This is a genomic window from Soonwooa sp. (assembly GCF_030151385.1).
Lineage (GTDB): Bacteria > Bacteroidota > Bacteroidia > Flavobacteriales > Weeksellaceae > Soonwooa.
The window spans coordinates 23,541-36,424 of the sequence record NZ_JASLDS010000074.1 but is presented as its reverse complement, the minus strand read 5'-3'; the positions used below and the strand labels follow the sequence as shown (position 1 = coordinate 36,424).

The 12,884-nt window shown below is 35.4% G+C and carries 14 protein-coding genes and 1 tRNA gene; 9 read left to right on the top strand and 6 right to left on the bottom strand.

The genetic code is table 11. From position 1 onward, the window contains the following. The 3 genes from rpsT to Q1V95_RS15910 all read right to left on the bottom strand — a co-directional run. On the bottom strand, positions 1 to 101 hold a 101-nt coding region (gene rpsT / locus Q1V95_RS15920), incomplete at its 3' end, for a 30S ribosomal protein S20 (RefSeq protein WP_300675706.1). A gap of 85 nt (positions 102 to 186) precedes the next feature. Next, positions 187 to 258: transfer RNA gene (locus Q1V95_RS15915), tRNA-Glu, on the bottom strand. A 61-nt stretch (positions 259 to 319) separates the two neighbouring features. Then, positions 320 to 1,609: an N-acetylmuramoyl-L-alanine amidase gene (locus tag Q1V95_RS15910; RefSeq protein ID WP_300675705.1), complete on the bottom strand. Its 1,290-nt coding sequence runs from the start codon at positions 1,607 to 1,609 to the stop codon at positions 320 to 322. 51 nt (positions 1,610 to 1,660) lie between these two features. On the opposite strand from Q1V95_RS15910, the gene Q1V95_RS15905 reads away from it, so the two are divergent. The 5 genes from Q1V95_RS15905 to Q1V95_RS15885 all read left to right on the top strand — a co-directional run bounded on the left by Q1V95_RS15905 (position 1,661) and on the right by Q1V95_RS15885 (position 6,463). Beyond that, positions 1,661 to 4,246, top strand: a complete 2,586-nt coding sequence (locus Q1V95_RS15905; RefSeq protein WP_300675704.1) for a putative LPS assembly protein LptD — start codon at positions 1,661 to 1,663, stop codon at positions 4,244 to 4,246. Between the two features lie 47 nt (positions 4,247 to 4,293). Continuing rightward, a complete protein-coding gene (locus tag Q1V95_RS15900) occupies positions 4,294 to 4,674 on the top strand; it encodes a RidA family protein (RefSeq protein ID WP_300675703.1) in 381 nt (126 codons plus the stop codon). After that, entirely contained in the window at positions 4,674 to 5,120 is a 447-nt protein-coding gene (locus tag Q1V95_RS15895) for a hypothetical protein (protein WP_300675702.1), read from the top strand. Before Q1V95_RS15900 ends, Q1V95_RS15895 begins: the two co-directional genes overlap by 1 nt. A 28-nt stretch (positions 5,121 to 5,148) precedes the next feature. Beyond that, the gene (locus Q1V95_RS15890) at positions 5,149 to 5,490 is read left to right on the top strand and encodes a cupin domain-containing protein (RefSeq protein ID WP_300675701.1); all 342 of its coding nucleotides are present in this window, start codon (positions 5,149 to 5,151) and stop codon (positions 5,488 to 5,490) included. Between the two features lie 253 nt (positions 5,491 to 5,743). Beyond that, positions 5,744 to 6,463 (top strand): DUF6090 family protein, encoded by a 720-nt coding sequence (locus Q1V95_RS15885; protein WP_300675700.1) that lies wholly within the window; start codon positions 5,744 to 5,746, stop codon positions 6,461 to 6,463. 9 nt (positions 6,464 to 6,472) lie between these two features. Here the strand turns inward: Q1V95_RS15885 and Q1V95_RS15880 are convergent, their stop codons facing one another. Beyond that, positions 6,473 to 7,573 carry a hypothetical protein gene (locus Q1V95_RS15880; protein WP_300675699.1) on the bottom strand — a complete coding sequence of 367 codons (1,101 nt, stop codon included), beginning with the start codon at positions 7,571 to 7,573 and terminating at the stop codon, positions 6,473 to 6,475. 164 nt (positions 7,574 to 7,737) lie between these two features. Here Q1V95_RS15880 and glyA point away from each other — a divergent pair, with 164 nt between their 5' ends. Beyond that, a complete protein-coding gene (gene glyA, locus Q1V95_RS15875) occupies positions 7,738 to 9,009 on the top strand; it encodes a serine hydroxymethyltransferase (protein ID WP_300675698.1) in 1,272 nt (423 codons plus the stop codon). Between the two features lie 99 nt (positions 9,010 to 9,108). On the opposite strand, the gene Q1V95_RS15870 is transcribed toward glyA, so the two are convergent. Together Q1V95_RS15870 and Q1V95_RS15865 are read right to left on the bottom strand one after the other, a co-directional pair. Then, complete coding sequence (locus Q1V95_RS15870; protein WP_300675697.1) at positions 9,109 to 9,654, bottom strand: hypothetical protein; 546 nt, start codon at positions 9,652 to 9,654, stop codon at positions 9,109 to 9,111. A 154-nt stretch (positions 9,655 to 9,808) separates the two neighbouring features. Then, positions 9,809 to 10,099: an HU family DNA-binding protein gene (locus Q1V95_RS15865; RefSeq protein WP_300675696.1), complete on the bottom strand. Its 291-nt coding sequence runs from the start codon at positions 10,097 to 10,099 to the stop codon at positions 9,809 to 9,811. A 335-nt stretch (positions 10,100 to 10,434) separates the two neighbouring features. On the opposite strand from Q1V95_RS15865, the gene panD reads away from it, so the two are divergent. The 3 genes from panD (at position 10,435) to Q1V95_RS15850 (ending at position 12,776) form a co-directional block, all read left to right on the top strand. Continuing rightward, positions 10,435 to 10,785: an aspartate 1-decarboxylase gene (panD, locus tag Q1V95_RS15860; protein ID WP_300675695.1), complete on the top strand. Its 351-nt coding sequence runs from the start codon at positions 10,435 to 10,437 to the stop codon at positions 10,783 to 10,785. Between the two features lie 3 nt (positions 10,786 to 10,788). Continuing rightward, positions 10,789 to 11,793: a lysylphosphatidylglycerol synthase transmembrane domain-containing protein gene (locus tag Q1V95_RS15855; RefSeq protein WP_300675694.1), complete on the top strand. Its 1,005-nt coding sequence runs from the start codon at positions 10,789 to 10,791 to the stop codon at positions 11,791 to 11,793. Between the two features lie 482 nt (positions 11,794 to 12,275). Next, a complete protein-coding gene (locus tag Q1V95_RS15850) occupies positions 12,276 to 12,776 on the top strand; it encodes a peptidylprolyl isomerase (RefSeq protein WP_300675693.1) in 501 nt (166 codons plus the stop codon). Positions 12,777 to 12,884 lie beyond the last annotated feature (108 nt).

Genomic DNA, 12,884 nt, shown 5'->3' with positions numbered 1-12,884 from the left:
ACTTTCAAAGCTGTTCTAGCAGTCTTGTGATAGTATCTGTTTCTTAATTTTCTTTTTTCGTTCTGTCTGATTCTTTTCAGAGCTGATTTATGATTTGCCATAACTTCCTAAAAATTGACTGCAAAGATATGAATATTTTTTGAACTTCAAAATCTTTTTGCAGATTTTTTTAAAATTAAAATTTCGTAGCCTATAGGGGAATCGAACCCCTGTTGCCAGGATGAAAACCTGAAGTCCTTACCACTAGACGAATAGGCCATTCGTTTTTTTTTGTGGTTGCAAAAGTAGAGACTTTTTTTAGATCCTGCAAATCTTTTTTTTAGTTTTTCAAAACTTTCTGAATGATGGAATTCTTAATGCCTTTAGTTTCAATCTCTTTCTGTGCTGTTACAGCTTCTTCCAAAGTTTTATATTTTCCATAGGTATAATAGAAAACACCTTTTTCTTTGTTTCTTTCAACATCTTTCAAAGTTTTTAGAAGGTAAGAATCATTCTTTAATTTGTCTTCCGTAACCGCAACTTCTAAGGTGTAATATCCGAAGCCAAGTGTTTGGTTTGGTAAGAAGCTAATCGCCATTGCATTTCTGAAACCTGCATCTTTTGCTGTTTTTAGATTGTTATCTCTAACAGAAGCGAGATTGGTTACAGCATAATAATATTTGTAAACATTATTTTCTTTAATCGGCAAAATATAGTTAAGACCTTTCAGCGCTGGATCGCCATCATTATATCGCGAAGCTGTGCTCATCAATAAAATCCTGAAATCATTTTTCAACGGAACTTCAGCTGGTTTCACTGGTTCTGGTTCTTTAACTGGACCACCACCGATGGCTTTTCTATAGTCTAATAAAGCTTTGTAAACGCTATCTGCAACTTCCTGTTGTCCTTTTTCGGAAGTTAAGTAAGCGGCGTCTTCGTAGTTGTTGACAAAACCTGTTTCCACAAGGACAGAAGGCATAGCATTTCTTCGAAGGACGTGTAAGTCGGCTTGTTTTACACCACGTGAGAATCTTTTGTCGTCTTTAACAAAATTTTCTTCGATTAGTCCACCCAGCCACTGACTTGCTTCCAAATATTTACTTTGCTGAATTTTTAACGCAATTAATGATTCTGGTGATCGAGGATCGTAATTGGCGAAGTTTTGCTTGTCATTTTCATCCAAGAAGATTACTTCGTTCTCAGCTTTTGCAACTTCTAGGTTTGCTTTGTTTTGGTTAGGTCCTTGTACGAAGGTTTCGGTACCTTGTGCTGTAATGTTATTTCCGCCCGACGAGTTAACGTGGATAGAGACGAAAAAATCAGCTTTGTTTCTGTTGGCAAGATCGGTTCTTGCTGTCAAAGATGGGTACTCATCAATCTTTCTCGTGTAAATAACCTTGAAGTCTTTGTTTTTTTCGAGTAGTTTTCCAAGTTTTAAAACAATAGCGAGGGTGATATCTTTTTCTTGTACACGACCTAGATCACTATAGGATCTATAGGCACCATTGTCTGATCCACCGTGGCCTGCATCCAATACAACAGTGAATTTTTTTTGGCTAAAACCAAGGACTGAAAGCAATACTAAAAGTAAGCTGATATATTTTTTGGAATAAAATTCTGTAGTAAACATATTAATTTTTAAAAATTAATTAATTTTGACCCGAATTACAGATGTACTGATTTGGGCAAAAGCATTTTCAAAAATATACCACTATTTTTAATTTTCCTAATTTTTAACAGTTTTTTAGCACAGAAAAAGACTGATGGGAAGCTAGAAATTAAGTCTACGCAAGACACGATTCGCAAGAATGATAGCATTCCTGCCAAAGAGCAGTTGGATGCTGTTGTCAAAACAAAAGCAGATGTTGAGCGTAATTCTTTTTCGACAAAACAAACTTTTTTAGAAAAAAATGCACAAGTTATCTATCAAGATATGCAGATTGATGCAGACTATATTCGCATAGACTGGTCTAATAATAAAATCTATGCTCGTGGTGGACTTGACGAAAAAGGCCATGTGAAAAATCCTGCCATTGCAACACAAGCTGGTAAAAAGTTTGAATATGATGAGGTAATTTATGATTACAAAACCAGACAAGCGGTTGCTTTTAATGCAAGAACAGAAGAAAGCGAAGGTGTGATTGTAGCGCAGAAAACCAAAAAATACAATGATTCAGTGTTTTTTATGCGTAACGGAAAATACACAACGGACACCTATTTTATTCAGAAAAAAGATACACTTGCCGATTATTATCTGTTAGCGCCTAATATTAAATTATTAAAAGGAAAAGAAAGTTCGCAGGTTATTACCGGACCAATCCAAATGTATATTGAGCAAGTGCCGACGCCTTTGGTAATGCCGTTTGCGATTTTGCCATTTTCTGAAAAACGTTCTGCGGGCGTTTTAATTCCGAGTTTTGGAGAACGTCAAGATGTCGGTTTTTTTCTAAATGGCTTGGGGTATTATCAGCCTTTGGGCGAGCATTTCGACCTTAAGATACTGTCCGACCTGTACACCAAAGGAAGTTGGAACCTGAGGCCTGAGATGAATTATCTCAAAAAATATAGATACAGCGGACGTTTCAATGCGGAGATTGGTACTATTGTTCGTGGTATTAAAGGCTTAGATAATTATTCTAAATCCTCGACTTACAAAATTGCTTGGACACACCAACAAGATAGCAAAGCGGATCCGTTATTGACCTTTAACGCTGCTGTAGATATCACAAGTCAGAAGTTCTACAATAACCTATTGAACAATAATTATATCTACAATAGTGATAACTTGAAAACTAGTCAAACGTCTAGGGTTAGTATCCAGAAGCGTTTTTTGAGTTTGCCGATAACCATCAATGCTAACGCAACTTATTCTCAAAACTTTTCAACAGGACTAACAGATATTCGTTTGCCAGATTTGACAGTGTCTATGAGTCAGTTTTATTTGTTTAAACCAAAAACGGGCATGCGAACTGGGCTTTTAGAGAATATGACTGTTAACACAGGTTTGTCGATGTCCAATTATGTGCAAACGACAGAAGCAGATCTCTTTAAAGATCAAATGTGGAAAGATATGAAGACGGGTCTTCGTAATAATATTGGGTTATCGACCAATACGAGTATAGCCAAGTATTTTACGTTTACATTAGGTGCGAATGTAGATAATGTTTTGACCACAAAAACAATGGAGAAACGTTACAATGTTGTGACTAATAATGTTGATAATATTACTAAAAATCAATTTGCAGGATTCTCAACATTTTCGACATCAGCAAGTATACAGACGGTTCTTTATAAGTTTTTGAACTTTAAAAAGGGTTCTACGATTGAAGCTATTCGTCATATGATGACACCGAGTGTTAGTTTTAATTATATGCCCGATTTTTCGGAGAAAAATTGGGGTTACTACCGTGAGTTTTATGGTGCTAGAGGAGAGTTGACAAAGTATTCTATTTTTGAAGGCGGAATATATGGGTCGCCAAGTTCGGGGCTTTCACAAAGTATTGGTTTTAACATAACCAATAATTTAGAAATGAAAGTGAAGTCAAAGTCGGATTCAACTGGTGTTAAAAAGCTTAAGATTTTTGAAAACTTAAATATTTCTGGTAACTACAACTTCGCTGCAGATAAGAATAAATGGTCAGTATTTAGAATTGATTCTCAATCATCATTCTTTAATAATAAGTTGACAGTTAACACGACGTTGGCTTTGGAGCCGTATAAAATTTTATATGATGCTACAGGTAACAATGGTATTAGAACTGAAAATTTTGGACACTTCAGCTTACAAGGATTTAACTTGCAAATGGCTTATTCGTTATCCGACGAGATCTTTGGTAAAAAAGAAGATTATGCTAAAGTATATAAAAAGAAAGGTGAAATCCGAAACGAAGATTATTATTTTGACGATGATAATTACGCGCGATTTAATCAACCATGGAATTTGAGTTTGACCGCAAACTATGCTTATTCGAGAACCTTATCTTTGTTTGGATCAAAAATGGCAACCGTTGGGATGAATGGCAACATCAAACTGACTCCTTTTTGGAATATCACTGGAAGTGCTTCTTATGACCTTGTGACAAAAGAAATTTCGAGAACGACATTGGGCTTCTCAAGAGATCAGCGAAGTTTTACAATTAACTTTAACTGGGTACCTTTTGGAGTTTACAAAGTGTACGACTTCTTTATTGGTATTAAAGCCAATATCTTGAGTGATGCGATAAAATATAAAGACAGAAGCTTTACCCAACCAAATAGTAGCTTCTAAAATTGATAAAAATGCTTAGATTTGTAAGCGAAAATCGACAATAAACTATGAAGAAAATCATCAATACTGACAAAGCGCCAGGAGCAATTGGACCTTATTCTCAAGCTAATATGGCAAATGGAGTGCTGTATATTTCTGGACAGATTCCGGTAGATCCAGAAACAGGGAAACTTGCTGAAGGTATCGAAAAAAGTACACACCAAGTGATGAAAAACCTTGAGGCAATCCTTACAGAAGCTGGTCTTACTTTTAGTCATGTTGTTAAAGCAACTATTTTCTTAAAAAATATGGATGATTTTGCTGTGATGAATGATATCTATGCTTCTTATCTAGATGCGTCGGCTTTCCCAGCGAGAGAAACTGTGCAGGTATCTTGTCTTCCAAAAAATGTAGACGTTGAAATTTCAATGATTGCACACGCAGATTAATGAATTTTTTAAGGAATTTGTTTGGTGTCATTTGTGGACTTGTAGTAGCAGGTCTCATTATTTCGCTTGGGATACGCATTAATCCAAGTTGGATTAACTATGACGAGTGGGCACCTTTCGAACATTGGAAGCAGCAATTGATAGCTGTTAAAGACCAAGAAACATTTTTTGCAGCTTTATTGTTTTTCGGCGGATTGGGAGTGACGGTTGGTGGTGTTGTAACGGCGATTATTGTTAAATATGCTAAAGTTGCGTATGCTATCCTTATTGGTTTTATCATGCTTTTCATCGCGATGCTTGATATTATCATCTATCCATATCATCCGACCTTCTATAAAATTTCAATCTTTCTTGTCTTCTTTCCGTTTTCTTGGATTGGCGGAAAAATCGTTGAAGTTATCTACGAGCGTAAAAAGAAATCTGATGTCAAAAAACATCAATCCTAGATTTTTTTAAACCTAAATTAATTTTTGTATGATTGCTAAATCAACTCAAACTTCTGAACATTATACTTGGGGAGATCATTGTGATGGATGGCATCTTTTAAAGACCGATTCGTTGAGCGTTATACAGGAGAGGATGCCCCCAAAAACTGAGGAGTCTTTGCATTTTCATCAGAAATCTCAACAGTTTTTCTATATTTTAAAAGGTGTTGCCACTTTTGAAGTTGAAGGCGAAACCGTAATTGTAAATTCTAATCAAGGATTACATATTAAACCAAATACCAATCATAGGATTTTTAATAGAGAAGATTTTGATTTAGAATTTCTAGTAATTTCTGAGCCAAAGTCTCATGGCGACCGTGTGAATCTGTAAAGGTTTTAAAAAATAATTACAGTATTTTTATCTGTATTTTTCGTCTTGCAAATCTTCGGATTTGCTTTTTTTTGAATGTAATTCTGCTGTGAAAAAAAATGTCTATTGTAGGAAATGTTTTGTTTGTAAATTCAATTCCATATTTGTTTTGATGCGTTTTATGTTTAGCGATTTTTAATTATTTTTATTAAATCTGTTTTAGTTTTTAAATTTTTAGATGATATTTGTAATCGAAAACTAAAAACTATTAAGCATGGCAGAATTAGAAGTTGCAAAGTCTACTAAAAAGATCTTTGACACTGCAAAATCGCATGAGCACGGTCTTATGCACAAAATTAAAGAAATCGGAATGGAAATCGCGATTATTGTTTTCGCGGTTAGCGTTTCCATCGCGTTCCATTCTTGGAGTGAAGCACGTCACGAGCAAAAAGAGGTTAAGCATTTCTTACTTGGATTACGAAAAGATCTTAGAAGTGATATTGCCGAAATGCAAGGCGACATCATCGCTTATGAAAATCAAAAGAAATTTTTCGGTTATCTCGCAAGGATTCCAAATGGACAAATCGCGGATAGAGATTCGATTCATGTAAACAAAGAATTCTTGTTCAATTTTACGGGTTTTAACGGTAATCAAGGGCGATACCAAGGTTTTAAATCTTCGGGGAAAATTGGTTTTATAGAAAATGAAGATTTGCAAAATTCAATCTTGGACTTTTACGAGGAAGATGTACCGCTTTTGATAACATCTACAGATTTCTATAAAGCGCAGAAATTAAAATACGCGGATTTTCTTTTCGATAATGTTCAAAATTATCCAGATGGTAATTTTCTAAAAGAGCTGTCGTCAGATCCTATCAAAAATCGCAGCAAAGTTTATCTATCAACAGTGGATCAGATTATCGCAAACTACAAACGATGCATCAAGCAAATGCAAGAGATTATTAGTGATATCGACTACGAGTACAAACACTAAAGAATTGGTTTATTTAGTTGGTTTTATCATGTATACATCACGCTTATTGTACAGGATAAATCCAACTTTGGTTTTGTTTCGGAATTTTTTTGGCACTTCGAATAAGTAGAAATCATCCTTGTCTTCTATTTGCCATTCAAACTGATAAGTCTCGGACGTGAAGTATGTTTTTTGATTATTGTAGTGCAATTCATAATAGGTTTTTACCTTAAATGTAGCGCGCATGAAGTCTGGCAAGTCAAATGGATTTCCGACATTTTCGTAAGAAAGTTTCTTGTATGATTTTCTTGTTATGCGGTTGTCAGATTGATAATCGAGTTTTCTTTCTTGTAGAATTTCGGTGAAGTAAGTATCAAAATATGTATCGTCTTTAACTTGTTGCTGAACAGAATAAGCCGATTTTTGATCGTCTTTTAATACAATTAATTTTTTATTATTGAATTTTGAGGGATTGCCTTGTAGATCGGCTTTTCCGTAAATGTTGTCCATTTCTCCATTTTCAAAGGATAAACGATGTTCACCTTCCTGTGAGTAAAGCAAAGTCCATTCGCTATTTACTAAAAAGTAAAAAGGATAAAAGCCACTTGGATCTCGTAAACGATCAGTATCATAGACAACCATTTCTGCATTTTTATATAGGTCATCAAAAGTTGTTTTATAAACTGAATTCGCCATCTTTTGATCTTCGTTAAGAATTGCTTTGTATGGATGGAAAACTCTTGCGTTTCCTGTATAATCGTAGACGCCTTTTAGGCTAAAAATATAAGGAATGTAATTGATGAAATCTTGGGTTGAGGTTTTCTTTTCCGATACCAAACTATCCGAAATAATGATATTTCCATTACCATCTATTTTGGTGAGCCCGTTTTTGTTGGTTAAATAAAACATATTGTTGATGCTGTCATACAAAATAGGAAGATAAGTCTCCACAGGTTCTATTTTATAATGATTAAAACTAAGGTTTTTTCCAAATTTTGGAGCATCGTTGAGTTTTGATGATCTAAAGATATCAGCTGTTGTAAGGTTATTGGGTGTGCATTTTTCCAAAAATAGAAACACAAGAAGCGTTAAAGTTAGAAGTAGAAATAGTTTTTTATTATTTTTAAACATTGGTGTATTGACTATTGATTTTTAAAAATACAAAAAGTATTATTTAAATTATGATTTATGTTTTTCGTAAGTTAAAACTTATCATCTAAATCATAAGGCTATTATTTGTTTATGAATTTGGATTGGCTTAATTTCGTACAACATAAATTTTAAAATATTTTATAATGAATCAGGATATCATCTTCGACCTTATCGAGAAAGAAAGACAAAGACAAACACATGGCATCGAGTTAATCGCATCAGAAAACTTTGTGTCGGACAATGTTATGAAAGCGATGGGAAGCGTGCTTACTAACAAATACGCAGAAGGTTATCCTGGCAAAAGATATTATGGTGGTTGCGAGGTAGTTGACGAAGTGGAAACTTTGGCAATTGAACGTGCGAAACAACTTTTTGGTATCGAGTATGCTAACGTGCAACCACATTCTGGTTCTCAAGCCAATGCAGCAATCTATCTTGCTGTGCTAAAGCCTGGTGACAAAATCATGGGAATGGATCTTTCGATGGGAGGACACCTGACACATGGCTCTGCAGTTAACTTTTCAGGGATTCAATATAATGTGGTTTCTTATGGAGTAGATCGTGAGTCTGGACTTATCGATTATGACCAAATGAGAGAAGTGGCACTTCGCGAAAGACCAAAAATGTTGATCGCTGGTTTCTCAGCTTATTCTAGAGATTTGGATTATGCTAAATTCCGTGAGGTTGCTGACGAGATTGGAGCAACACTTTGGGCAGATATTGCGCATCCAGCAGGTCTTGTGGCAAAAGGTCTTCTTAATAATCCATTCGACCATTGTCATGTAGTAACAACAACAACACATAAGACTTTGAGAGGTCCAAGAGGTGGAATGATTATGATGGGGAAAGATTTCGAAAATACTTATGGTCACAAAACACCAAAAGGCGAAATCAAAATGATGAGTCAAGTTTTGGATGGTGCGGTTTTCCCAGGTATCCAAGGAGGACCATTGGAGCACGTTATCGCGGGTAAAGCAGTTGCTTTTGGCGAAGCAATCGATTCTCAATTCGAGGTTTATGCTAAACAAGTAAAAGCCAATGCCCAAGCTTTAGCAAAAGCAATGATCAATAACGGATTTGATATCGTGAGCGGTGGTACTGATAACCACTTGATGTTGGTGGATCTGCGTAACAAAAACGTGAATGGTAAAGAAACTGAAAAAGCTTTGGTAAAAGCAGATATTACTTGTAACAAGAATATGGTTCCGTTTGATGATAAGTCGCCATTTACAACATCTGGTATTAGATTGGGAACTGCTGCAATTACGACGAGAGGTCTTAAAGAAGCAGATATGGAAGTTGTTGCTTCTTTAATTTCTGAAGTGGTTGATAATATCAAAAACGAAGAAGTTTTAGCATCTGTTAGGACTAAAGTTAACCAACTCATGGAAGGTAAAGCTTTGTTTAACTACTAGAGTTTAATTCTAAATACAAAAAAATCCCGCAGCGAAAGTTGCGGGATTTTTTTTTGGGTTTAAAGTTGTTTCTTTTTTAATACTTTTTCGTGAGTAGTTTTATTTTACCTTTTCCAAAAGGTATAATCTTGCGCCAGAAAACGAAAGCTTTGGCATCAGATTACCTTCCAGAACCATCGTTTTGTTGTTAATGTCAATAACAGAGATGTAATTGTTAGAATTGTACTCGATGTAGTTTTCCTTTTCCTTGGTAGATGGATTTTTTCCGAATTCGAATTTATATTTTACCCAATCTTCATCTTGGCTACTGCAATGTACAGGTTTGAATTTTGATTTTTTTGACTTAAAAACAATTTGATCGTATGCATCGCCACATTCACTTTCGAATGAACTATCGCGGTTTTGGTCTTGTTGAAATTGAGCAAAAGAACCTTTATAAACGCCAACAACTTTCCATGTACCATCTACACGGTCTTCGTCAATTTTTCCTGCAGCTTTGCTCACTGCCCAACTTACACCATTTACGGTTCCTTTCACAGCTTTATAACCAACTTTTGCGACACCAGTAACAGCTTTGGTTGCTGTAGAAACGATGCATGATTGTAAAAGTCCAATTGAAGCTATTAGGAGTATTGTTTTTTTCATAATTAAATGTTTATGTGACGAAGATAGTATTTTTTTTGAATTTTTATAGGGACGAAAATCTTTGTTGGGCTTTAAAGTCTACTAGGAGTTTTCATAAAAACAACACAGGCTTCCCATCAGGAAGCCTGTGCTTATTCTGTATAAGAATCAAGAATTACTTTTTCTTAGCTCCAGCTACAGCAGTCGCTAGATCAGCTCCAGCTTTGAACTTTGCAACTTTCTTAGCAGCAATTTTGATTGGTTTTTTAGTTGCAGGGTTGATACCTTGTCTTGCAGCTCTTTCAGATACTGAGAATGTCCCGAATCCTACTAAAGATACTTTACCTTCTTTTTTCTTTAAAGTTGTTGTAACATTAGCGATGAAAGATTCTAAAGCTTTCTTAGCAGCTACTTTTGTGATTTCTGCATCCTTTGCGATTGCGTCGATTAATTCAGATTTGTTCATAATTGTATTTAATTAAAGTTATGTTGTTATAGCAAATATAGAACATTTTTCATTTCACACAAGTCTTTTTGTGTTTTTTAAGGAAAAATATAGATTTTTTTTTAAACTGTTAGTTTTTTAATAATTTAGGCTTTTGCCAAATAAAGGGCTTTTAGTTGTGTTGGTTTCTTGCTTATCGTCATTAAATAAGGATATTAGCAATAATTAATTTATACGTTTGCTAATTATTGATTTCAGAATTTGTAGATTAATATTTCTTAATCTCTATTTTTTTTGAATGCATAATTTTGGCTTAGTTTTTTTTTGCAAATACTTATTTGTAGTAAATTTGCAGCATGTTAATAGAAGTATTCAAATCCAAAATACATAGAGTTAAAGTTACAGAGTCGGACCTTAACTATATCGGAAGTATCACAATTGACGAAGACCTTATCGACGCTGCTGGCCTTATCGTTGGCGAACGTGTCTATATTGTGAATGTCAACAATGGCGAACGTTTTGACACCTACGTTATCAAAGGAACACGTGGTTCTGGAGAAATCTGTCTCAATGGTCCTGCGGCGCGCAAAGTGCACAAAGGTGACACCGTAATCATTATCGCTTATGCGCAGATGACGCCTGAGGAAGCAAAAAGCTTCCAACCAAAAATCGTTTTTCCAAACGAAGATACCAACCTATTAACTTAATGAATGGCTGAAGCTAAAAAAAATAATCCTATAAAAACGGCAATTACCATTGCTGTATCGCTTGCTTTTGCAGGCTTTTTTTTGTGGCTTGCTCTGAAAGGTTTGAACATTGAAGATATAAAAGCTTCTTTGTCGAAAGCCAATTATCTTTGGGTCGCTTTTGCAGCATGTTTTGGTTTGGGCGCGTATTGGTTTCGTGCCGTACGTTGGAATCTTTTGTTGGAACCAATGGGACATTCTATTTCTAATAGTAATTCGTTGTGGTCGATTTCTTTTGGTTATTTAATGAATTTGACTATCCCAAGAAGTGGCGAAGTTGCCCGCGCAACAGCTTTATATGGCGTCGAAAAAGTACCTGTTGACCAATCTTTCGGGACGATTATTCTAGAACGAGTTGTCGATTTGGTTTGCATGTTGGCTTTTTTGGGCTTGACTTTGATTTTTAAATACGATGCGATTTTATCATTTTATAAACAATCTGGTGTTAACATTAATCCAAATAAGATTGCTTTAATAATTGGTGCGTTAGCAGTTTGTGCTATTGTCTTCTTTGCAATAAGAAAGAAGTTGACCAATGTGCCAGTGCTTGGTAAGATTGTTGGTTTTATCGATGGAATCCTAGACGGATTGATGTCGATTTTCCGAATGAAACAAAAGGCAAAATTTATTCTTTATACAATCGCGATTTGGGTTTGTTATTATTTTGCGGCTTATTTGGTTTGTTTCTCTCTTCCCGAAACGTCTGATTTTGGATTTGCTGATGGCTTTTTCATTTTGGTAGTTGGGACTTTGGGAATGATTATCCCAGCTTCTGGTGGTATTGGCGCATTTAACCTGGCGATGAAGTTTGGTTTTATGGCCTTATTTATTTCAATGGGGAAAGATGGCAATGTTGGTGGCGAAGTTGGATTAATCTATTCTTTTATTTCGTTGCCGTTGCAGATTTGCATTATGTTGGTGATGGGATTGATTTCGATACCGATGTTGGCGAAGGCAAGAAAGTTTTAGTTTTCATAGAGTAAATTTCTATTTCCTAAAATGGTGTTTTCCAAATTTTTACGACATACTTTCAAATGCAAGGTTAAAAAAGTAGGATTACAAGCACTTAGCTTTTCGGTAAACAAAGGCGTAAAACTAATGTAGGACATACAAATTAGTTTTTTTTAAAGTAAACAAAGTGCCTATGTATAACTTATATATGAGTAAAGGAGAAATATTTTGTTTGTCTTTGTGCTAAATACTTAACAGAAAATTTTCTAATTATCCCATCGCAATAGGGATAGAAGCGGTAGCCCGCAAGGAGGCGCGAGCGAAGCGAGCGCCAACTGAGGACTACAAGCGGATAGCCCGACCCGAGCTGTGGGAAATGCCTAGGCGAGGGGATTGCCCAAAGTGAAAGTTTATTGAAAAAAATGACTTCAAAAGATTATCTTTGTAAATATAAATTTGAAATAATTACAACGAGGAGAAATCCTTAAATATCTAAACAAATGACAATAGACAACAATCACGTAGTATCTTTAGGCTACACATTGAACACAATCGAAGCTAACGGAGAAAAACTTTTTGTAGAAAATACAACGTCTGAAAATCCATTAACATTTTTGTACGGTGTTGGGATGATGATTCCAAAATTCGAGGAAGAAATTAAAGGTCTTTCTGTTGGTGACAAAAAATCGTTCACGATTTCTCCAGCTGAGGCTTATGGCGAGAGACAAGATGATGCGGTGGCGCAATTGCCAATCGATATGTTCCAAGAAAGTGGTATTCCGCCAGTTGGTGCGATGTTGCCATTATCTGATAACCAAGGTAACAACTTTAACGCGATCGTTGTTGAGGTGACTCCAGAAGCTGTTGTTGCTGACCTTAACCACCCAATGGCTGGGAAAACTTTGAACTTCGATGTTGAAATCTTTAACACAAGACCTGCAACTGAAGAGGAACTTTCTCACGGTCATGCGCACGGTGTTGACGGAAACGAAGCGCACTAATCAAGTGAATCTTTAAAACGCAAGGTTAAACAAATAAGGCTATTCAATCTTTGAAGTTTAAAGAAAAACAAAGGCGTAAAACTCTTTTGAGGAAATACAATTTTGTTT